General features: G+C 61.8%; 22 protein-coding genes. All 22 read right to left on the bottom strand.

The features are described 5' to 3' along the window. Nucleotides 1-18: 18 nt before the first annotated feature. Entirely contained in the window at nt 19-630 is a 612-nt protein-coding gene (locus tag HYT87_00710; GenBank protein ID MBI2058266.1) for a class I SAM-dependent methyltransferase, read from the bottom strand. 299 nt (nt 631-929) lie between these two features. Continuing rightward, a complete protein-coding gene (locus tag HYT87_00715; GenBank protein MBI2058267.1) occupies nt 930-3161 on the bottom strand; it encodes a hypothetical protein in 2232 nt (743 codons plus the stop codon). A gap of 15 nt (nt 3162-3176) precedes the next feature. Then, entirely contained in the window at nt 3177-4256 is a 1080-nt protein-coding gene (locus HYT87_00720; protein ID MBI2058268.1) for a nucleotidyltransferase family protein, read from the bottom strand. Nucleotides 4257-4398: 142 nt separating this feature from the next. Next, a complete protein-coding gene (locus HYT87_00725; GenBank protein MBI2058269.1) occupies nt 4399-5481 on the bottom strand; it encodes a DUF115 domain-containing protein in 1083 nt (360 codons plus the stop codon). A 21-nt stretch (nt 5482-5502) separates the two neighbouring features. Next, nucleotides 5503-6792, bottom strand: coding sequence for a LegC family aminotransferase (locus tag HYT87_00730; protein MBI2058270.1), 1290 nt, complete (start codon nt 6790-6792; stop codon nt 5503-5505). Then, a complete protein-coding gene (locus HYT87_00735) occupies nt 6782-7780 on the bottom strand; it encodes an SDR family NAD(P)-dependent oxidoreductase (GenBank protein ID MBI2058271.1) in 999 nt (332 codons plus the stop codon). Before HYT87_00735 ends, HYT87_00730 begins: the two co-directional genes overlap by 11 nt. Next, entirely contained in the window at nt 7777-8550 is a 774-nt protein-coding gene (locus tag HYT87_00740) for a class I SAM-dependent methyltransferase (protein ID MBI2058272.1), read from the bottom strand. The genes HYT87_00735 and HYT87_00740 overlap by 4 nt, the downstream gene beginning before the upstream one ends. Nucleotides 8551-8678: 128 nt before the next feature. Continuing rightward, nucleotides 8679-9851 (bottom strand): UDP-N-acetylglucosamine 2-epimerase (hydrolyzing), encoded by a 1173-nt coding sequence (neuC, locus tag HYT87_00745; GenBank protein MBI2058273.1) that lies wholly within the window; start codon nt 9849-9851, stop codon nt 8679-8681. Nucleotides 9852-9900: 49 nt separating this feature from the next. Next, on the bottom strand, nt 9901-10704 hold the full coding sequence (locus HYT87_00750; GenBank protein ID MBI2058274.1) for an SDR family oxidoreductase: 804 nt from the start codon (nt 10702-10704) through the stop codon (nt 9901-9903). Nucleotides 10705-10804: 100 nt separating this feature from the next. Further along, nucleotides 10805-11932: a methyltransferase domain-containing protein gene (locus HYT87_00755; protein MBI2058275.1), complete on the bottom strand. Its 1128-nt coding sequence runs from the start codon at nt 11930-11932 to the stop codon at nt 10805-10807. Beyond that, on the bottom strand, nt 11929-12735 hold the full coding sequence (locus HYT87_00760; GenBank protein MBI2058276.1) for an acylneuraminate cytidylyltransferase family protein: 807 nt from the start codon (nt 12733-12735) through the stop codon (nt 11929-11931). The genes HYT87_00755 and HYT87_00760 overlap by 4 nt, the downstream gene beginning before the upstream one ends. After that, nucleotides 12732-13760 (bottom strand): Gfo/Idh/MocA family oxidoreductase, encoded by a 1029-nt coding sequence (locus tag HYT87_00765; protein ID MBI2058277.1) that lies wholly within the window; start codon nt 13758-13760, stop codon nt 12732-12734. Before HYT87_00765 ends, HYT87_00760 begins: the two co-directional genes overlap by 4 nt. Before the next feature lie 13 nt (nt 13761-13773). Continuing rightward, on the bottom strand, nt 13774-15375 hold the full coding sequence (locus HYT87_00770) for a cobalamin B12-binding domain-containing protein (protein MBI2058278.1): 1602 nt from the start codon (nt 15373-15375) through the stop codon (nt 13774-13776). Between the two features lie 83 nt (nt 15376-15458). After that, complete coding sequence (locus HYT87_00775) at nt 15459-15653, bottom strand: hypothetical protein (protein ID MBI2058279.1); 195 nt, start codon at nt 15651-15653, stop codon at nt 15459-15461. 138 nt (nt 15654-15791) lie between these two features. Continuing rightward, the gene (locus tag HYT87_00780) at nt 15792-16286 is read right to left on the bottom strand and encodes a hypothetical protein (GenBank protein MBI2058280.1); all 495 of its coding nucleotides are present in this window, start codon (nt 16284-16286) and stop codon (nt 15792-15794) included. 184 nt (nt 16287-16470) lie between these two features. Continuing rightward, a complete protein-coding gene (locus HYT87_00785; GenBank protein ID MBI2058281.1) occupies nt 16471-17256 on the bottom strand; it encodes a 3-deoxy-manno-octulosonate cytidylyltransferase in 786 nt (261 codons plus the stop codon). A gap of 7 nt (nt 17257-17263) precedes the next feature. Beyond that, nucleotides 17264-18019 carry an SDR family oxidoreductase gene (locus HYT87_00790; GenBank protein MBI2058282.1) on the bottom strand — a complete coding sequence of 252 codons (756 nt, stop codon included), beginning with the start codon at nt 18017-18019 and terminating at the stop codon, nt 17264-17266. Next, nucleotides 18016-18756, bottom strand: coding sequence for an SDR family oxidoreductase (locus tag HYT87_00795; protein ID MBI2058283.1), 741 nt, complete (start codon nt 18754-18756; stop codon nt 18016-18018). Before HYT87_00795 ends, HYT87_00790 begins: the two co-directional genes overlap by 4 nt. Then, on the bottom strand, nt 18753-19547 hold the full coding sequence (locus tag HYT87_00800; protein ID MBI2058284.1) for a 4-hydroxy-2-oxovalerate aldolase: 795 nt from the start codon (nt 19545-19547) through the stop codon (nt 18753-18755). Before HYT87_00800 ends, HYT87_00795 begins: the two co-directional genes overlap by 4 nt. A 69-nt stretch (nt 19548-19616) precedes the next feature. Beyond that, the gene (locus HYT87_00805) at nt 19617-19856 is read right to left on the bottom strand and encodes a hypothetical protein (GenBank protein MBI2058285.1); all 240 of its coding nucleotides are present in this window, start codon (nt 19854-19856) and stop codon (nt 19617-19619) included. 120 nt (nt 19857-19976) lie between these two features. After that, complete coding sequence (locus HYT87_00810) at nt 19977-20672, bottom strand: transaldolase (GenBank protein ID MBI2058286.1); 696 nt, start codon at nt 20670-20672, stop codon at nt 19977-19979. Continuing rightward, the gene (locus HYT87_00815) at nt 20669-21379 is read right to left on the bottom strand and encodes an SIS domain-containing protein (GenBank protein MBI2058287.1); all 711 of its coding nucleotides are present in this window, start codon (nt 21377-21379) and stop codon (nt 20669-20671) included. The genes HYT87_00810 and HYT87_00815 overlap by 4 nt, the downstream gene beginning before the upstream one ends. Nucleotide 21380 lies beyond the last annotated feature (1 nt).

Genomic DNA, 21380 nt, shown 5'->3' on the forward strand with positions numbered 1-21380 from the left:
GCGCTCATCACGCCATGTTCATGCGGCCGGCGATGGGCCCGCGGCCGAAGCCGGTTCTTGCGAAAAGGTGAAAGTGGAGAACGAGTAGTCTCCCCCGTACCCGATCCGTTCGAAACATTGATGCCATTCCCCCATGCTCCTGAACACCTGGACGGTTGCGCCCCAGTCATGCAATCCTTCCTCCTCTGCGGGGCTGGCGTAGCTGGCTACATTCAGGAAACAAAGTCCACGGCTGACTCTCATCAACTCCCGCACGGCCTGATCCGCCCGATCTTCATCAAGGTTGTGAAGGGTGCCGATGGACACGACCAGATCGAAACTGTGATCCGCAAAGCCCAAGGCATGGGCGCTCATGCGGGAAAACCGACCCCGCACCTCCGCCTTGGCGTGCCGGAGGGCATATGCGCTGATGTCGCATCCAAAGGCGACCGGGGCGCCGTCCGCTCCCAGTCGGCGCTGGAATTCGTACGCCAGGAATCCTTTGGCGCAGCCCACATCCAGTATTCGCTGCCCCGGCTTTAGATCGTAGTGGCGGATCATGGCCTCGGCCACCGTGCCCCACCGGCCGTCATAGTAGTAGCCGCCGTATCCCAGATCCGAATCGAAGTAGGCCTGCCCAAACCGCAGCAAGGAGGCCCTCTGTTCTTCCGTAAGACTCCGCCTGATCCGGAGTCGACGAAGGCGGTCCGCCCTGCCGTGCGCGGAGTCCCCTCCGCCGACCCCTTGCAAGAAGTCGACCCTTCTAGGAGCGCTCACAGGTTGTGGAAGGATCTGAGGGGTCTTCCCCCGATCCAAGGTCCCGGGCGGACTCGAAACGCTTTCCCCGTCTGCGGCACGTCAACGCCCACCTCTTCATGGGCCTACCGGGGCGACGCCGCCGTCACCCGGAAAGACGTGCGGGAAAAATCGGATGAAACGCCTCAAGAACGTCATGGCCCCATCATCCCGATGGCGGAAGGCGCCTCCGGAACGGCAGCCACGCCGCGAACCGGTTCGAAAAGGTCCGGGGGCTGTTTTCGCCATCCTTCAAGCGAGGACCTCGAATTCATGTGCCACACTTTGTCCGCCCCCCACTGTTTGACGTACTTTTCCGCCGCCTGCTCCATGGCGGATTCCCGGTTCAGGCCGGCTTTGAAGCCTTCCAACAACCAACGGAGACAGGTTCCCATTCGCTCCGCCGCGCATCCGTCCCGGTAGGGATCGAGATCATCCAGAAGGGAGGTCCAATGCCCAAATCCCGGAATCCCTTTCGGGCGCCGCCAGTGCTCCTGGCACGCCAGCCATAAGGACTCCCAGTCTTGGAAGACCACACGGCCCGGACCCAGTTCGTACAGCGGACTCTCCTTCCAGCCTTCCCGATCCAGCAGGAGTGTAGGCACGCCGGCCAGCGCCGACTCGCAACCGGCCGTTCCGGACCAGAGATGCCCATGGATGGCGATATCGGACGCCAAGGCGGCGGCGGCGGGAGGATACGCCCCATGGGGGTTCCCTTCCTCGAAAACGAAGCACCGACCGGTCGCCTCCGCTTCCGCCAATTGCTCGGCCACGGGGCCGAGACGCCGTCTGAGGGTGCCGGGGATTTTCGGCTTCAGGACCAGTCCCAGCGTGGGCTCCTCCAGCAGCTTCTCAAGCAGAAAGGAATAGTTCTCTCTCATTCGTTCATGCCCCAGGGCATGCCATCGACCATCTTCGGCCGAGCCCTCGTCAAAATACGCCAGGATTCGTGATGCGCCGCCGGTCTTGAGCTTTTCCCTCAACTCCGCCGCCTGTGACCGCAGGAGCGGGAAACGGTGGTCACCCAGGTATCCCGTCACGAAAAAATAACGGAAGGCCGAACCGACCTCGCGCTCGGCCTTCGCCCTCGACGAGGAAAAGCCGAACAGGAGATCGCTGTAGGAGGAGAGTCCCACCGACAGGTCGTGAGAGCGTTGATAAATCACCGTCACTCCGCCCAGACTTCTTAACGCATCGACGATGGCGCACTGTCTTGGCTCGGCGTTGAACCAGGACACGTAGATTTTGACGTCCTCCGAATCAAACAGATCGGTCCAGTAGGCCCTGAGCAATGTGTAGGTAAAGGACATCTCATCCAGCCATTCCCGGGTGCTCCATGCCGGCCCCTCCGTTGCACCGCCTCTGAGCAGGCGCAGAGGCGCGTAGCGCGGCCGATGGGTGAAAAGCGGTATGGCCGCTCCCCGTCGAGCTCCAGGAGAAAGCGCGATGGCATTCATTCCAGACCGTTGGGTGAGCCGCAACCTCGGTTCATCGAGCGGGTCGGAGGGCAGTCCGAAGACGAGAAGCAGATCTCGAGCCGGCAAGGACGACTGTTGCCAAAAAAACACATCGGAGTACCGCTCCGGGTATTCCAGATTGAAATGGCCGTAGGATTCGGCCGCCAGTCGCGGCCCTTGATCCATCCGGGCCGGCTTCCGCGGGTCGGTATTCCAGGAAGCGGCAGCCGCCCTCAATTTCTTCCGAGACTCCCGTCTGCCGGAGTGGAGGGCCGCGCGCATTCGGTCGAGGGCGTCCGTCAATGGCATCTCGGCCACGTCCACCCCGAATCTACGAGCGTACAACCGGACGACATCCATGAAAGGGCGAAACCGCATGAGGAGCAGCACGGCCGCCCATCCACGTTTCTCAACGGCCGCTTGCCTTGCGCAGATCCGCACAAGCCACAAAGCTCTCCAGAACGACTTGGGCGTCGGGAGTCCCACCTCCGCAAGGAGCGTTTTCATCAGGAAGCGACCCAACCCCTCATCTTGAGGCGGCGCCGAATGAACCTCCCTCAAGCCAGGGACGTTGAGGAGCCACTCCCGGATTTCCGGCAGGTCCCGATATCGCATCGACTGCCAAGTGGAGTTGCCGGATTCATCCCGCAGCTCATCCAAACGAAAATCCAATCGGACCAGCTTGACCCCGACGCTTTTCGCCGTGACGTTCATGAGCCAGCGGCCAACGGGGCCACCCCCCATGTCCAGATAGTAGCAAATCTCCACCCGTCGGCCCCGTGACCATCCTGTCCAGGCCAGGCGGGGCAGGACATCGAACAACCAGGACGCGGCATGGATCTCTTCAACGACGACGAGAATCCCCTTGGGGGCGGTGGAGGAGCGATCGCCGGTACCCGTCGCTGCCTTCTTTCCTCGAGCCGCCTGCATGCGTGTCCCTCGCAACTAGAGGGCCATGGCCGAGGCGCCCTGGACCTCTCTCTGCACTCTTTCATAATCGTCCGGTTGCCCGACATCGGACCAGTATTCATGGATCGGGAAACTCACGACCCTTTTCCGCGCGTTCAAGAGATCGTTGATGACGTCGGTCATGTCCAGGGATTCGCCGACCGGAATCCGTTGCAGCACCGAGGGCTCCAAGAGATAGATGCCCGCGTTGATAAAGAACGTCAGGCAAGGTTTCTCCTTCAAGTCCGTTACGCGATGCCCCTCACATTCCACCACCCCGTAGGGAACCGCCACGCGGTGTGATCGCACGGCTACGGTCAAGTCGGCCCCGTGCTCTCGATGGAAACTGAGCATGGCCCGGTAGTTCACGTGAGAGAGAACGTCGCCGTTGATGACGAGCAGCGTTTCGTCCGTGCGATCCATGATCGCCAAGCCCCCCGCGGTACCCAGCGGGCGATCCTCCACGACATAGCCGATCTCGATGCCGAAATCCCGTCCATCCCCGAGATGCTCGGTGATCTTTTCGGACCGGTAGTGGGTGGTGATATGGACCCTCTTGATCCCCGCGTCTCGAAGTTGGCCGACGATCCGTTCGATCAACGGCCGATCTCCCACCGGCAACATCGGCTTGGGCAACTCCTCCGTGAGCGGCCGCAATCTCCGCCCTTCTCCTCCCGCCACGACGACGGCCCTTACCGAACAGATCTCATCGGGCAAGAATTCTTTCTGCGACACCAAGCCCGCCACACGCCCTTCGGAATCAAGGATGGGGAGATGGAACATCCGGTGCTTCTGGAAAAGCGCGATGCACCTCTCGGCCGTGGCACCCTCGCGGGCCGTCACGGGTCTTTCGAAACGCGTTCCTTTCTTGGCTCGGAGAAGGTTTTCGACCGGCGCATCGAGGTTGGTATCCGCAAGAATGGCCCTCCGGACGTCCCCGTCCGTGATCGTCCCGACCAGCCTTCGGCCCTCATCGACCACCAAGACGATGCTCAGGCCGTTGGCCGTCATCCGAGCCATGGCCTCTCGGACCGTGCTTCGTCCGTCGATACAGAAACGCTCCTGGTCTGTACGCATCCTTGCTTCCTTTCAAGGGGTTGGCCGGACAGTCTCCGGCCTTCCGCCTAGTTTGCGGCGCCGGCCGCCGCCGGGCCTTCAGGATTCCGGCCATCCGGGCGCCGGAGGAGCCCGCCAAGCGCCGGTGGGCCTTCCACCCTTTTCAGGCTTCCCCCCTGCGGCCGAATCCCGCGGGTTTGCCGGCTAAGCGGGCGAAGTCGGCCAATTCGGACCATCGAATCGATGGACCGAAGAGGATTCCGCCCCCGGTGCAGTTGTAGGTCTCGCAATCGGCCTGCCCCGCCATTTCGAGGAAAACGTCCCGATACCAGAGGTAAGCGGGGTCTGTGTAGAATTCCTTGTCTACATGCGGATTGTGAATGCGCACGTACATCTCATCCAGGCGATTGCGCCCGACCAGATCGACGATTTCATGAAAGTACTGAGTACGCTCGTAGGGCATGTCGGCGTAGTAGCCGAGATCCATGCCGATCAAACCGATCCTTTTCTTTCGCAGCACGGCATGAGCGATCACCCAACACGCGGCGCCTACGTTTCCGCCGGCGTTGATGCAGGGGAGACCATTCAAATGGTGGAGCCTCCGGGTCAGGCTTTCTTCGGCCTCGTAGTCATCCAGCATCGGGTTCCACCAGTAAAGATTCATCCCAGCCCCCAGGGCGCGCGCGACCACGGCGCACGAAGAACCCGTGGAGACGGCGAGCTTGATCCTTGGCCCTGCGCGATCCACCATTTCGGTGAGCTCCCGATTGAATCGGATCTGGTCTTCCCGGAACTTGGGGTCCATGTCCTGTCTCGAATAGTAATCATCCCGCCAGACGGCTTCCTCGGTGAGATGGGGATCGCCGAACCATCGGACCACCCGTTCGGGATGCGAATCGAGCGTGACCACCAGATCGGGGGCAATTCCGCTTCTCAGGCACCAAGCCAGGGAAGACTCCGCGGCTATGATGACGCCCTCGAACCCCGATTCCCGAATCAACCTTGCCGTGTCAAACCGATGGATGGAGGGACCGGCCGCGATGACCAATGCATCTTCCCCCTGCGCCATGCGAGTCTTTGCCAAATCTTCCACACTGCGGCCTGAAGCGATCGCATCCGTGTTCGACTTCGCATTGGCCAGACAGACATCGCCGACCTTTTCCAGCGTGAGGGAATCGAGCTGTCCGGCGATCCGGCGACCCAGGTCCCCAGGCCCCGGTGCTTTCGCCCTGGACGCCTCTCCCATCTCGATCCCCGTTCGAATCATCTATCGACTTCCGGCTGAGGAACCGGTGGAGTGTGAAACCGGGAGCCCGGGCCCAACCCTGGCTTGCCCGCGCTGAGTCGACCCCCCTGAGATTCCGCGACCAGCCATGCGACCCAGAACGCGGCGGAAAATCCTACCGCATTCGCGAACTTCCTCCGGCTCCAACCCCACGCCGGAAGGAAGACTGATCCCTCTTCGGTGCAGGTCCACCGAGTGCTCAATCTCGAGGGTCTGGCAATTCCTGTACGGAGGGAGGTTGTGAATCGGATGCCACAACGGCCTTGCCTCCACACCCCACCGGTCCAGTTCCCGGACGATTCGTCGCCGGGCCGGCAGCCCTCCGTGGTTGACGAGAAGGGTGAACAGCCAGTACGTGGCCCGGGTCCGAGCGGGAGTGGGCATGAGCGCGATCCCCTCCAGACCCCCAAGCACTTCCCGGTAGGCTTGGGCCACGACGGATTTCCTCGCCACAAACTCCTCCAGGGATTCCACCTGGGCCAAGCCCACGGCAGCGTGGAGGTTCGTCATCCGGTAGTTGTACCCGACCTCGTTGTGGACGTACTCCAAGGGGTCGTCCTTCGCCTGTGTGGTCAGGTACCGGACACGGTCGGCCAGAGCCTTGGAGCGGGTCAGCACCATCCCCCCGCCTCCCGCCGTCACCACCTTGTTCCCATTGAAACTCAGAACACCGGCGTCGCCGAAAGTTCCCGCCTGCCTCCCCTCGTAGAGGACTCCCATGGCTTCGGCTGCGTCCTCTACCACCCGGAGTCCGTAGTCGCCGGCGAGTTCCATGATGCGATCCATCTCGCAGGCCAGTCCCAGAATATGCACGGGAAGGATCGCTTGGATCCGACGGCCGGTTGTGCGGTTGAAGCAGACGCCCGCCCGTCTCTCGCACTGCCGGGCCAGGAACCGCTCCAGCTTCCGAACGTCCATCTGCCACGTTTCCGGGTCCGCGTCGACGAAGATCGGATCGGCCCCGCAGTATCGAACGGCGTTGGCCGGCGCCACAAAGGTCAAGTCCGATACAAACACCTCATCCTCGGGCTCGACGCCCACGGCGAGGAGCGCGACGTGGAGGGCGGCCGTGCCGTTCATCACCGCGACGGCATAAGGAACATTCACCACCTCGGCGGTCCGGCGTTCGAACCGTTCGACAAAGGGCCCGGCGGTGGAGATCCAACCTGAATCCAGGCATTCTTTGACGTACCTCGCTTCGTTCCCCGCCCAGTAGGGCTCGCTCAACGGAAACACGCGGCGGGACGCGCGACGGCGGCGCTCAGATCGCATACGTGCCGATTCGATAGCGTGCCATGTTTCTCTCGACCCATTCAATGGTGCAAGCCAGTCCCGCTTCGAAGGAGAACCGCGGCTCCCAGCCCAGGAGCGACTTTGCTTTCCCGTTCTCGGCGCATAACTGCGCCACCTCGCTGGCCGTCGGTCGAACCCGTGCGTTCTCAGAGTTGATCGGAACATCCTTTTTCAAGATTTTCAGGACGGACCCGGCCACTTCCCCAATCGAAATGTCCCGGCCCGAACCGATGTTGATCACCTCTCCTACCGCCGGGTTGGAATCCGCCATCCGGATGAACCCCTCCACCGTATCCGCAACAAAATTGAAATCGCGCCTCGGGGTGAGACTGCCGAGACGGATCTCCTTCGCCGCCAACGCCTGAGTGACAATCGTCGGGATGACGGCACGCGCGGACTGGCGCGGTCCGAAGGTATTGAAAGGCCTGATCGTAGCTACGGGGAGACCGAACGACCGATGAAACGCCTCGGCCAATTTGTCGGCCGCAATCTTGCTGGCCGAGTACGGCGACCAGCCTTGGAGGGGGTGCTCCTCATCGATCGGACAGTATCGGGCCGTTCCGTAGACCTCGCTGGTGGACGTGTGGACGACGCGCCCCACACCCGAGTCCAGAGCCGTCTGAAAAACGTTCAAACTCCCTTCGACGTTGGTATGCAAATAGGAGGCCGGCGCGCGATAAGAGTACGGAATGGCGATGAGAGCGCCCAGATGAAACAGGACATCGACGCCTTTCATGGCCGGACGCAGGCTGTCGCGATCGCGAAGATCACCCGGGAATACTTCGACATCGTCCTTTACATCGGACTCGTCCAGACAGCCCCACGAGTTGGCCGAGTTGTAGCGGATAAAGGCCCGAGTCCGGGCGCCGAGCTCCACCAATCGCTCCACGAGATGGCTCCCGATGAACCCCCCGGCACCCGTGACCAACACCTTCCGATTCGTCCAATTCGCTGAGCGGACGCTCATGCGATTCGTTTTCTGAAGCAGAAAGCCTTGATGGGTGCGTAGTCCCCCACGGGGGCAGCGAGTGAGGATGTCAAGAAACGCACAAAATGGCTGTTGCGGTCAAAGCGGGCCTCCGGGCCAAGGGCCAGGGGGTGCAGGACGCGCGCGATGTAATAGTGGTTGGACAGAAAATTACTCGGCAGAAAATCCGCGGGCAAAGACGGGTCCAGCCCGGGGCCCGTCAGCGGTTCCAAAGAGTGTTCCCACCGGTAGAAATCCACGGGCAGATACCGGTTGTGATGCGGCGGCAGAATAGGCGGCAACCCGAATTCCGAACGGGCCTCGTTCAGATGGACCAAGGCATCCTCGAAGGCTTCGATCCCCAGCATGAAGCCACCGGGTTTCAGGGTCCGGGCCAAGCCCTGCAGGGCCTGCCGCTGCTCGGCAGGATCCAGGACGTTGATCAGGACTCGCTGGCCCAGCACAAAGTCGAACCTACCCTCGCACCCGCTCAAACGCCGCACATCTCCAGCTTCAATGGACACGCGCGAAGAATTTCCGAACCGCGCCCGGGCCACTTCCATCATTTCCGGCGTGTATTCCAAGCCGACGAACCGGAGTCCGGGGAACTCTTCCGACAGAACGTGCAAGGTCAACCCATTCCCGCATCCCATGTCGCACAGGACCAGATTCTCTTCTTTCCGGCCGTCGCGGATCAAGCGTGCCAGGACCAATCCGACGAACCGGCAAATCAGCCGCGTTTCCCGTTCGCGCACGGTCGCATCCATCATGGTTGAAGTCGGCGCCAATCCATGCTCCTTGGCCTGACGGGCGTAGTGCTCCAAAATGAGCCCGTCTGGATCCTCAGACGTTGGAGAACATCCGGACGTGGCTACCATGCGATTCGTTCGACCATGACTTACCCCGCCACCCTTTCGAACGGCAGATCGCAAAACGTCTTGGTGATCAGGCGGGCGTCCATCGGCAGTTCTTTCAAGACGCGCACGATTCTCTCGGACGACCGACCATCGCCGAAGGGACTTGCGATCCCCTCGAGTCCCGCGCGAAAAGCAGGTGACATCGCCCTGCCAATTCCCTCCACAATCTGATCACGAGAATAACCGACGTCGATGACGTTTCTCGCCCGCGTCCTCCCTGTCTGACGAGAGCCGATGTTGACCACCGGAAGCGCGAACGAGGGCGCTTCGATGATACCGCTCGATGAATTTCCAACCATCGCGCCGGCCGTCGCCATCATACTAAAGTAGGCGTGGTACCCCAGGTTGTCGACAAAGCAGGCTTGGGGGTGCGCAGCCACGAAGGGCCTGATCCTCTCACGGATGACGCGCCCCCCGGCGTCCGCGTTGGGCATCGTAAACACGAGCGGCCGATCGATCTCCTTCAAGGCCTGCAACAACTCCCCGACCTGCCACTCGGTCTGCTCACTCTCCAGTGTGACCGGATGGTACGTCACCAACAGGGGCGGCCTCTCCAATCGCATGGACAACCGGCTCTCCAGTTCCTCGCGAGTGAGCGGCCGGAAGGAGGCGAGATTGTCCAGGCTCAGCGCGCCGGACACCATGACACGCCAAGGTTCTTCCCCCATCTGGACCAGGCGCCTTCGATAATCTTCCGTGGCGACAAAGTGCAGGTGGCTCAATTTCGTGATGGAGTGGCGGAAGGCGTCGTCCAGGGCCCCCTGCGTGATTTCACCTCCGTGGATGTGGGCCACCGGAATCTTGAAAGGGGCAGCCGCTATAACCGACGCATGGATCTCAAATCGATCTCCCAACACCACCAGAAAATCGGGCCGGGCATGGGAGAAAGCTTGAGCCATTCCCAGGATTCCAAGCCCCATCGACTTGGCCATGCCCTCAGGGGTATCGGACGAGAGGAGCATCTCGATCCGTTCCGCAATCGGTATCCCATCCGCCTCGATTTCCTTCACGGTCAGTCCAAACTCCGGAGAAAGGTGCGCAGAGGCAACCATCAAGCGCAAACTCAGGTCGGGGTCCCCCTCAATTCGATGCAGCAGAGGCCGATAGATCGTGTAGTCGGATCGGCCGACCGTTACGACTCCGATCGTCCTCACGCCGGCCCGCCCCCGGCCCACGCCACCGCCCCCGAGGGTCGGAATGAGGTCACCACGTGGTCCAGCCTCCGTCCACAACCAAGTTGTGGCCCGTTACATACCCGGACAGATCGCTGGCCAAGAAGGCCAAGGCGCCTTTTATGTCTTCGTCCGTCGCCATTCGCGCCAAAGGAGTACGGTCGACATAGCGCCGCTTGAACTTTCCCAAGCCCTCCCGCTCCAGTCCCCCCGGACTGATGGCATTGACCCGGATTCGCGGCGCCAGAACGGTTGCGAGATACCGAGTCAGTTGGAGGAGTCCCCCTTTGGATGCCCCGTACGCCGCGGGGTTGGCGAGCGACGTACTCCGGTACAGCCGTGGATCGGGGCCGACCAGACCATACGTTGAGGCAAGGAAAATCACGGAGGCATGGCCCGACCGCGCCAAGGCCTCTTTTGCCTCCTGGACCATGACGAATGGAGCGGTCATGTTGACCCGCATGGCCGCGTCCCAGGCGCTCACGGTCTGATTTCTGAACGGAACCGCCCAGCCCTTGGATCGGGTCGTGCCCACCCAGGCCGCGCAGTGGACAACGATGTCCAGCCCGCCGAGTCGGCGGACCGCGGATCTGACCGCGCCTCTCGTTGCCTTTTCGTTGCTCAGGTCGCAGACCAGGGGAACCACGGTGCGGCCCTTTGAAGAGGGTAATTCTTCAAGAAGTTTCAGAGTGCCCGCTTTGTTCGCGTCCAACACGCCCAGACTGGCCCCCATCTCCAGCAAGGTTCCACAGACGACCCGTCCGATCCTCCCGGCCCCACCCGTGACCAGCGCGATCCGTCCACGAAGGTCCGCTAGTTGCCCGATTGTGCGCATGCGGCAGGCGCCTTTTTCAGCCGGGAAAGCCGCGCCGAACCGCTCCTCCCGACCGAGGCGAGGGTGATCGGCGGACCATCAGATCTGCCCTGCCGAGGGATCAACGGTGTTTCGCGCTTAGTCGGCCAAATCCTTCAGACGCCTTCTTGTGATTGGGTTCTACTTTGAGGCAGTGCTCGAAGAATTCCCTTGCTCCTTCAGGATCCGACTGAGAAAGCCGTATGCATCCCATGTGATACCAGGCGCCGGACACGAGTTGGCGGAGCGGTGCGGCGGCAACGATGGCCCGGAACAGTTCTTCGCTCTCTTGGAGCCTGCCCAACTGTTCCCAGTAAGACGCAATCTTGTAGATGGGAGTCCAATCTTCAGGTAGCTTCTGCCGTGAAGAGATCACGGACGCAAGATGCATGGCGGAATCCAGTCGGTCGCGAAAGGCCCCCGATGCATGCTCTCCTGGGAACGCCACGAACAGAGCCCTGTGAGGCCTTGCGGTTTCGTAGAAGTGATCGGCCCGAGGATGGACCTCCAGTACGACCGAAAAACCGGCGGCGTAGGCCATCATGGCCACGGCTTCCCTGGAAGGAACGATCGTCACGCCAGCGACGTGGGTAAGCCGGGAATGGGTGTCGGGTTCATAGCGGACCATCATGGGAGCCAACTGCTTCGCCGCAAGCGGGGCGTATCCGAATGATTTCTCGACGGTGGCGACGCCGCCGTCGAAAGCCTGGGTCTCGATGACGCATACTTTTCGGGTGACCGAGCGGATGTTGCGGAGCGCTCCAACGGGATTGTCCAGATGGTAGATCAAGCCCAGGCACAGGGTGATGTCGAACTCGCCTACCGAGGCCGGCGAAATATCGAACACGTCCATCTGTTTGAAATCGATGCCGGAAAGTTGCTGATCGGCCGCCAGCGATCGCGCAAATTCGAGGCCTTCGATGCGAGCATCTGTCCCCAGCACGTTCTGGGCCCCGCGCCTGCGGGCCGCAAGGGAGAAATGGCCGGCATGGCACGCCACGTCAAGGACCGTCATCCTCTCAAGGGATCCCCCACAGATCGTGGTGAGGAGCTCGAAGGCGACGTCCTCGATATAGAGCAGGCGGGCCCCGTCTTCCGCGGCGCGAGGCACGACCATGGTGCCGTCACGCTTGCGATGAACGATGTGATAATCGCTTTCAACCGTTTGACCGACAGGGGCGTCGGCTAAGTCCAGGTAGGGTAGTCTCATCTGATTGCAACCTCCTTCGTGGGATCGGCGGCGTCGACGCGCCCAGGCACTCTCAGAGTCGCGCGCGGGACCCTTCTCATCCAGGGAAACGAAATCAGGCCTCCCTTCACAAGAGCCTCGGCCCTCTCGAATTCAGGAAGGGAGTCGATCGACATTGCCCTCTGCTCAGGCGTTTCATAGAGAAGCGTATTCCGGCTGCTCCGCCAGGAGTCCGTCTGCCGCCGAACGAATCCCGCCCGCCACAAGTAGAGCGACCCGTTGATCCGGTATACCGGCGGGACGTCCTGACGACGCGTGTAACGGGCCGCATCGCCAAAAAGGTTCGCGAGGCGCCCCTTCCTCTCCACCACGCACACCCAGATCGGGTTGAAGTCGGGCTTGGACACGGCAAGGATTCCGTCCGCGTCAGGAGCGGCCTTGAGCTTGGTCAAGGCGCCGGACACGTCTTCAGGAAGCCGGCCTGGGGATGTGGGATCCAGGAGAAGCACAAACTCGTACGGGGAGCCTTCCTGCCCCTCGACCGTCGCCAAGGCATGGTGGACCACTTCCCACATGGGAGTATCGTCTTGGGCCAAGGCGGCCGGACGGATGAAGGGCACATCGGCGCCGAATTGCCGGGCCACCTCGGCGATGGCAGGCGAGTCGGTCGAAACGACCAGCCGCTCGACCTCGGGACAAGACCGGCCGAAGAGCACGGAATGGCCGATGAGCGGCACCCCGGCGAGGGGCCTTATGTTTTTCCCCGGCAACCCTTTGGATCCCCCGCGCGCGGGGATAAGGGCGAGAAGTCTGCCCGGGCTCACGGGTACTCAATCCTTTCCTCCCGCCCGGTACGGGAGGAACGTCGCGCCGCGTCGCAAACGGCCAGGGCCTTCACCCCTTCGTTCGCCGTCGCCAGTTGCGCCGAGGCCCCAGGGTCCTTGCCGCCGTTCACGAAAGCCCGGTCTTGTGCCAGGAGCATGTCCTCCTTGGCCTGCGGGAAAGTCGTCACGTGCCGGTCTTCCCCAACTCGGGAAACCGCGGTCGTACCCGTGAGACCGTCCCACTCGATCGTGCCCTCGGAGCCGTGGGCGCGCATCATGCGCCTCCACGGTCGGGTGACATAGTCCAGCGTGAGCGAGACCATCCAGCCTCCCGGAGCCTCCCAAAGGAGGTCGGCCGACTCTTCAGACTCTATGCCCAACTGCTTCCCTTTCTTCAACTTCGCCTGAATGTGCGCGGGCCATCCGTACAGCCATCCCGCGTAGTCGATTTCGTGGATCAGATCCCTCAACACACCGCCTTCCCCTTCACGTGCCGAGTAGGTTGACCGATAAGGCCGCGCCGGCCTCCAATCCGGAAGATAGGACTGGCATTCAATCCGTACGCTGTGCAAATCCCCGATTCGAGGGAGGATTCGCCGGAACGCGTTCAGGGAATCACAAAATCGCAAGGTGTTCCCGATGAAGAGACTTCGGCCCAAATTCACGGCCCTCCTCCTGAGTGCCTCGGACCGAGGAGCGTCTTCCGCAAGGGGCTTCTCGATGAGCACATCCATCCCGGTCTCCAAGGCCGTCCAGCCGTCCTCATAGTGACAGCCTGTATCCGTTGCAATGACGGCGATCTTCGCGCCCTCGCGGGCGGCCTCCTGAAGATCCGAAGCCGTTTCCAGGCCAAGGGCCAGAAGCTCCGTCCGTCTTTCCTTCCTCCGCGGCACCGCAACGGGAACGGCCTCGCCCATCCGTCGGATCACTTCCAAATGCCGCAGCCCGATGGTGCCCGTTCCGCGAACAGCCACCCTCACGGGGGAGGCCGTCCCGTCTACGCCGCCAGGCTCTTGGGTGCGCATCGCCCCGGAAATATCAAGCGGCCGGTTTGTCCGCCGGCAGCGGCGGTGGGGAGGGGAAAGCGGACGCGGGAGGACGATCATGGCCGGTTTCGGCAACCCCATTTCCCCTCCCGGAGCGCCGATCGTTTCCTCTCTGCTCGACTTCGGCCAATCTCTTGAAATCGAACCTCACCATCAGTTCCCGAAGCCCGTAGAGTTCGAGGGCGCTGAACCGTTCCGAAATGACCGCCGAGATCTTTGTCGCGTCGCCCAAATCCAAAAGGAATGCCTCCAAGTCGCCTCCGTACTGCTCCAGGATTCGATCCTTGTAGACGGCGTACCACTCCGAGCCCGGATAAGGGGTGGCGAAGAATGGCTTGACCACGAGGCCCAGCTCCTCCCAGGCCTTCACGTTGTCCATCAACGAATCGAAATCCTCCGTCGGAAAACCCATCATTTGATTGGGAATGGGCCGGATACCCGCATCGATGGTCCAGTGGAACGAACGGATGTTTGTCTCGGGAGTCGCTCCTTTACCGAGCGTCTTGAGTATTCTCTTTGAGAAAGACTCATATCCATAGACCAGATGGGAGCAACCCGACTGCCGCATTTTCCTCAAGATCTCCGGGGTGCAGAGCGTCGCGTGGCTTGTTCCGCTCCAGTGCATCCCCTCGCAATCGGCGCCGTGCCTGACGCCCTCCCGGACGCATTTCGGTTGCAGCCCTTCGCCGATCCACAAGTCGCAAATCGCGCTCAGCCAGGTCCTCCCGGATGTCTGATCCATCGTCATCAAGTTCTCATCAAGAAACCCGATAAAATCGACTTGGTATCGTTCCCGAAGGTGCCGGGCCAGGTTCACAACATAGCGCGGGCTGTGATACCGAATGTCACGCGTGTAGGAACCCGGCAGGTCAAAACTCACGTCCCGCTCTCCCTCCTGATTGATCACGTACTTCATGTCCCCGCTGAGCCCCAGATGAAAACAGAATTTGCACACCAACGAGCATCCGTAGGAGGCGTTGATGTCCAATCGCCGCCGGGCCATCATTCCTTCTTCCGAGAACAGGGCTTGGCTGTTGCGAAAATAAACCTCTTCGAGGGGAAAGAGATCGTAGGCCGGAAAGGGAAGAGTATCCAGGTCCCTGAGGAGATCTCTCGGACGCGTCATGGCCAGACGTCCATCGCCGGAACGATAGATCAGGCCGTCAATCCCGGAAGGATCGGGTTGGCCGCCGCCAAGCCGGGAGAGCAACTCCGGAAAGGTCTGAAAGGCTTCCCCCACTACGCCCAGGTCGAATTCAGGCAGGAGCCGCATGATTTCCCTCGGCATCGCCGTCAGGATCCCCCCGCCGAGCACCCTTAGAGCGCGTGGGGCGAATTCTTTGGATAGCCGGCCGATCTTCCTGACGTAGCCATAGGTCGTCGTGATCCCCCCGGTCGCCACCACGTCCCAACCATCCGCCTCCAGGACCTGCCTCAATACCTCGTCGCCCAGACGCCAAGCGTTGGCGTCGTACACCTGGACCTGGTGGCCGTTCCGCATCGCCAGGGCCGCCAGAAGGGCCATGCCGTACGGAACGTGGCGCGGAACGTCTTCCGCCCGCACGATAGGATTGATGAACAAGACTTTGGCCATCTAGTAGGTTCTCATGTCCGCTCCCCGCTCACCTGCGGAACGACAAGCCATGGGGCCGATGTGATCCGACGGCTCTCCGGTGGTCAGGAACCGGCCTCCCCGCTGTTCCCCGTGCCCGCATCCCCCTTGTAGATGAACTTCTTCCTGGAAACGAAGGAAATGCTTCCCCCCAATTTTTTCAGGGCTTCCCTCTCGAACGTCTCCGTCAAGTCGTCGGATGGTTCGCCGGCCCGCACGGGATTCTTCGGTGTGAAATTTCCTTTCAAGACTTCACGCATGGCTTTCCTCCTCTCCTGTCCTTTTCGGATTTCCGCAGCCGGCGGTTGCACAACCCCAGCCTATAGCTCCGCAGTGTCCCGTGCCGGCGCCGCCATCGCATCGGACTACAGCCCATCCTGAACCGAACGGGGGAACGTTCAGCAGGGCTCGACGGACCGCGGCTCGACTTCAACCGCCACGGATTGACCGAGCAGGTCTATCGAGACGATCAGGACGCCTTTCTTGTCGCAGTTCCTGACGAACTGACCGGCCAGACCTCTCAGAGGACCCCGCGTTACACAGACCACATCCCCCCCCCTGAGATAGGGGTGGGGCCGGGGCAGACCGTTGCCTAGAAGTTGCCTGACGGCCCCAATCTGATCTTCCGGAATCGCCTCAGGCCGAGCGGGATCGTACCCGATCAAGTCCACCACTCCATGGGTTTTCTTTGCGTCAAGCCAGTCCTCATAGCTCTCCTCGCATTGGAGAAAAACGTACCCCGGGAAAAGTGGGCGATTCGTCTCTACCTCACGGGATCGAATCCAGCGCGAAGCCCGATAGGTGGGGAAAAAAACCTCGGGGAATCGATTCTTCAGAGCACCGGCGACTGCGGCCTCGTGATTGGAGCGTGTCCTTGCTGCGTACCATTCCATGGTCACTCGCAATTCCCTTTCGAAAACCCTATCTGCCTACAACTTCAAGTACTTTCCAGAGATATTCTACCGTATATTGATCCAACGTGTCAAGTTGAAGGCTCCATTCCATGCCCTTTCCATCGTTCGTTAACTTAATAATAGATCGGCCTCAAATTGCAGAAAGTTTAGCCGCCGGCAGCGATCAGGCGTATCCAAGAGACATGACCTGCCGCAGAACCTCGCCCTGCCGGATCTGCCCACTCAGGCAGCTCTCGACAAGCTGCGCGTCCTCTGGAATGTTGATCGATGGAAAACCGCGCGAGAACTCGACCCCCCACAGAGGCTCGTCATGCTCGACCACCCGCGACTGATCGATGGATTCCAAGCATTCAAGAGGGGTGCGCTCCATCCGGGTGAATCGTCCCAGGAAGTTTCGATGGTAACCCAGGATTCCCAGGATTTTCCTGACCGGATCGAAGGCGCCGTTCCTGAGAGGGAGGCCCGAGAAATCTCGAGAGCAATACAGGACACGGCCTTTTCGGGAGACTACGCATTTGACCACCGTCCGGTCGGCCAACTCCTTTTTCTCATCGATCTTGGCCACGGCGTTCCAAGCCTGGATGTCCGGCCTTTCGCGAATGGCCGCGGTCATCCGAAGCAGGTCCTCGGGCAGGACCAGCGGCTCATCGCCCTGGATGTTGACGACGTGGGTGCAACTCAGCCGCTCCGCGGCTTCCGCCACTCGGTCCGAGGCCGCCACGTGCGACGCGGACGTCATGGCGACCTTGGCGCCGAGCGGCTCGATCGCTTCCCGGATCCGCTCGTCGCACGTCGCCACAACCACCTCGCTGAAGCCGCCGCTCAGGACCGCCCGCCGACGCACATGCTCCACCATGGGCAATCCCCGAATCTCCAGGAGGGGTTTTCCGGGAAAACGACCGGAGGCCATCCTCGCAGGAATGACGGCGGCAATGCGAATCATCTCCATTCTTCGATTATTGCGGAAACGCGCCGCAGTCTACATTGATGCATTGTCCGGTGATGGCGGACGCCGCGGGACTCACCAGAAAATGCACGAGTCGCGCCACCTCTTCGGCGATCGGAAGCCTTCCCAAGGCGGTTTGCTCCCCGGCAAAAGCCGCCAGGTAGGCTTTCACGGACGACCCCGCGGCCGGGGACGCGGGCTCCTCCAGTGCCCCGAGAAGATGCTCGGTCTCGATGTAGACGGGGCACACCGCATTGACCCGTATTCCGCGAGGTCCCAGCTCCTTGGCCAATGCCTGCGTAAGGCCGTTCACCGCGAACTTGCTCGCGCAGTAAACGCTGTTGTTCGCACTCCCCCTCTTCCCCGCCAGGCTGGAAACGTTTACAATGGATCCTCCCGGGCGGATGAAGTTCGACACCTCGGCGCACCCCCACAAGGTTCCATAAACATTCGTCTCAAAGATCCCCGCCACAAATTCCGGATCCAGGTCACCCAGACTCCGCCATCGCGATCTCCCGGCGCAATTGACCCACACATCCACTCCCCCCCACCGCCTGACGATTTCGGACACGAAGCCCCCCACTTCCCCTCTATGTCGCACGTCCGCCTGAACATGCACCATGCCGTCGGGGAGAGGGTCCGGCCTTGACGATCGCGAGCAGACTCCCACACGGTACCCTTCGGCCAGGAAAACGTCGGCGATGGCCCTTCCGATGCCGCGCGTGCCGCCCGTTACGGCCGCGATCCCTCCGGAACCCGCCTTCATAGGGTCATCGCCGTGAAACCGCCATCGACCGAGATGACCGCTCCCGTGACGAATCGAGCCGCAGCGGAGGACAGCCAAAGGACGGCGCCCACCAACTCCTCGGGCCGGCCGAACCGTCCCATGGGCGTGTGACCCAGGATCCTGGCTTTTCGGTCGTCGTCGATGAAATGCTCCATGCTCCATGGTGTGGGAAAGAAACCCGGCCTCAGGGCGTTGACCCGGACGTCGTACGGCGCCCATTCTCGGGCGAGATTCTGCGTCAGATTGGTAATCGCCGCCTTCGCCGCTGAATAGACAAACGCCTTCGACAGAGGAGGGCCGGACGAGACGGAACTGAAATTAATGATGGAGCCGCCGCGTTGCCGGATCATCGTCTCTCCAAACACCTGGCACGCGTAGAGCGGTCCCACAAGATTGACCCCCATGATCCTCTCGATCTCCGCCGCTGAGATCTCCATGAACGAGGTCGGAGCATTCGTCCCGGCGGCATTGAGGAGGACATCCACCCGTCCAAACCGCCGAAGGATTTCATCGCGACACCGACCGAGATCGTTCTTGGAGGTCACGTCACACGGCAGGCACCGGGCATCCTTCGACCCCGCTCCCGCAACGTCAAGGACCACGACTTCCATCCCCGCCCCCCGCATGGCCTCGGTGAGAGCGGAACCCAGGTGCCCGTGCCCCCCGGCCACCACGGCCACCTTGCCCCTCAGAGCGAAGAGATCCTCCAGATTCACGGACGCGCGGGAAAGGGACCGCCTTCGGCAGACCGCCCGGCCGAAGCCCGTCCCTTCTTCACGTGAACGACGGCCCCTTTGCCTCGGCACGCGCAAATGAGAGCCCGCATCCGCTCGCTCCATTTCCAGAGCACAAAAACGTCGGACGCTAGGACCGCAAAGGTGTATCCCATCTTGAGCACCCGTCCCACGCCCGCACGGGAGGGCGACACCAATTGCGTGCCGCACGCTTTTCCCCGTCGTCGGCACGCCTGAATGACCCGGGTGCACGCCTGGACGACTCGCCGGTCCTCCAATTGCCCGGGGATCCCCAGGGATCCGGACAGGTCGTAGGGTCCCACCATCACGCCGTCCACCTCGGGGCAGGCCAGAAGCTCATCCGCGGCGTCCACTCCCTCGATGGACTCAATCTGAATGATGATCGACGAACGCGCGTTCCAGTTCCTAACGTACTCTTCGAAACGGAACCCGTAACCTTGGGCGCGCGCTACGCCGTAGCTCCGTTTTCCCACCGGCGGGTACTTGCACCACTCGACCAGGCGTTCCACCTGCTCCCGAGTCGAGACTTGCGGCACGATGAGTCCGGCGGCTCCGGAGTCCAGCAGCCGCTTGGCTTGCTCCGAGTTATGGGAGGAGATTCGAGGAAGACAGGGCACCCCCGCCGCGTGGGCTGCCGCGATGATTCGTTGCGCCTGTTCCTGACCGATCGTACTGTGCTCAAGGTCAATGCCGAGGAAATCGAAACCCGCCAGGCCGAAGGTTTCCGCGATCGAGGGATGGGCGAGCGACATCCAGGCCCCGAAGACGGGGCTCCGCCGTTGGAAGATTTTCCCGTTCAGGGGGGGACGGGCCACCGTCGTTCAGGCCGGTCGGCCGTTCCGTGTCCAACGCAACTGGAGCAGGCGTTTCCCGCCCGCCGGCCACTGTCTCAAGGCTTGGTCCAACGTGTAGACGGGATTCGCATCCCGGCGATCTTTCACCGCAACCGTCCCGGGCGCGTTCGTCTTGAGAAACACCCCGACCGCCGATTCGACGGCGCCCGATTCGGGACAATAGCAATCCTTCGGAAGAAACCGGTTGTGTGGGCCGCCCAGCACCATTCGGTTTCTGTAGATCCATATTTCCGGGCCAGGTTGCCTCGGCCCAGGCCGACGCGGAAGTCGAACGCCTCCGCATGCTTCCGGTTCTGCCACTTTTGATACCAGCGGTGGGGCTCCATCTCACTTCTTTTGAAGTCGGGTTCCGTCTTCCAGGAATTGCCGGACCGTCTCTTTGCTGTAGGGATGCACCAGGATCGTTTCCACCAGCGAGGGGACCACCGTGACGATGTCCGCGCCGGCCTCAAACCACTCGATCACGTTCAACGCCTCCCGCGTGGACCCGGCGATAATTTTCGCCCCGTTCCCGAAGGCATCGAGCAGACTCCTCGTCCGCCGGATCTCCGTCCGGGAATCATATCCCATGTTGTTGACCCGCCCGCCGAAGATCGAAACATACGTTGCCCCGGCCATCGCGGCGAGCAGGCACTGTTGCGCGCTCAACATGGCCGTCACATTCACACGAATGTTTCCTTTCGATTCCAGCTCGTGCGCCAGTTTCAGGTATTCCGTTCCCCCGTTGGGTCCGTGGATGGGAATTTTCACGACCGCATTCTTGCCCCATCCCGCCATGAGGCGGGCCTGCTCCCGCATTTCGGCGGGGTCTCCCGCCGTCACCTCGAAGGAAACCGGCAAGGGGTCCACAAGGCGGGCCATCTCCCGGCAGTGCGTTTGCATGCCTTCCCAACCGCCCCCGATTCCATCTCTCAGAAGGATCGTGGGATTCGTCGTCACTCCGCGGATGATTCCCAGTCGATGGTACTTCTCAATTTCCTCCAGTTTGCCGGTATCGAGAAAAAGGCCCGTGAGCCGCGTCATGGCGCCGCTCCCACCGAGGCGCCCCCCGCCTCCCTGGAGGCGGATTTCGACTCGGACTCCCACCTGTTCCCCGCGATCGCGAGGCGCGGATCGCAAACCATGGCGTGCCACACCACGGACTGGAACGACTCCGTGTAGGGCGTCACGCTCTCAGCGTTGACCGTTGGGACAATCAAAACGATGTCCCCCCGCCTCGACGTGTGGCCGCCGTCGCGTCCGACGATGCCCAGGACGTCCATCCGGCGTCGCTTGGCCTCCTCGATGGCGTCCACCAGGTTCAAGCTGACTTGAGGTTCCACGCTCCCTCCCCCCACCGAAAGGACAAAGAGGACATCCCGCGGGCCGGCGTGACTCACGCCCAGCCACGCGGAAAAGACGGTCCGCCACCCCTCGTCATTGGTCCTCGCCGTCAATTCGGAAACGTTGTCCACGGGCGAATAGGCTTCGATTCCGGCCAACTTTCGGAAATCGTTCACGGCGTGACTGCAGTTTCCCGCACTCCCGCCGACACCGCACAAGAAAAGGCGTCCACCCGCTTCGCGAAGTCCCACCAGGCGTTCCACCATGCGATCCATCACGGAAACGTCGATTCGGCGGGCCACCTGCGCAGCCTCCCGCATATAGCGCCGGAGATATCCGGAATCGCGGACCTTCCCTCGTGCGCCCGCGGCGCGGTTGTTCGTGCCCCGGTTGCGGCCTACGAGCATG

The organism is Nitrospirota bacterium (genome assembly GCA_016180645.1).
Classification (GTDB): domain Bacteria; phylum JACPQY01; class JACPQY01; order JACPQY01; family JACPQY01; genus JACPAV01.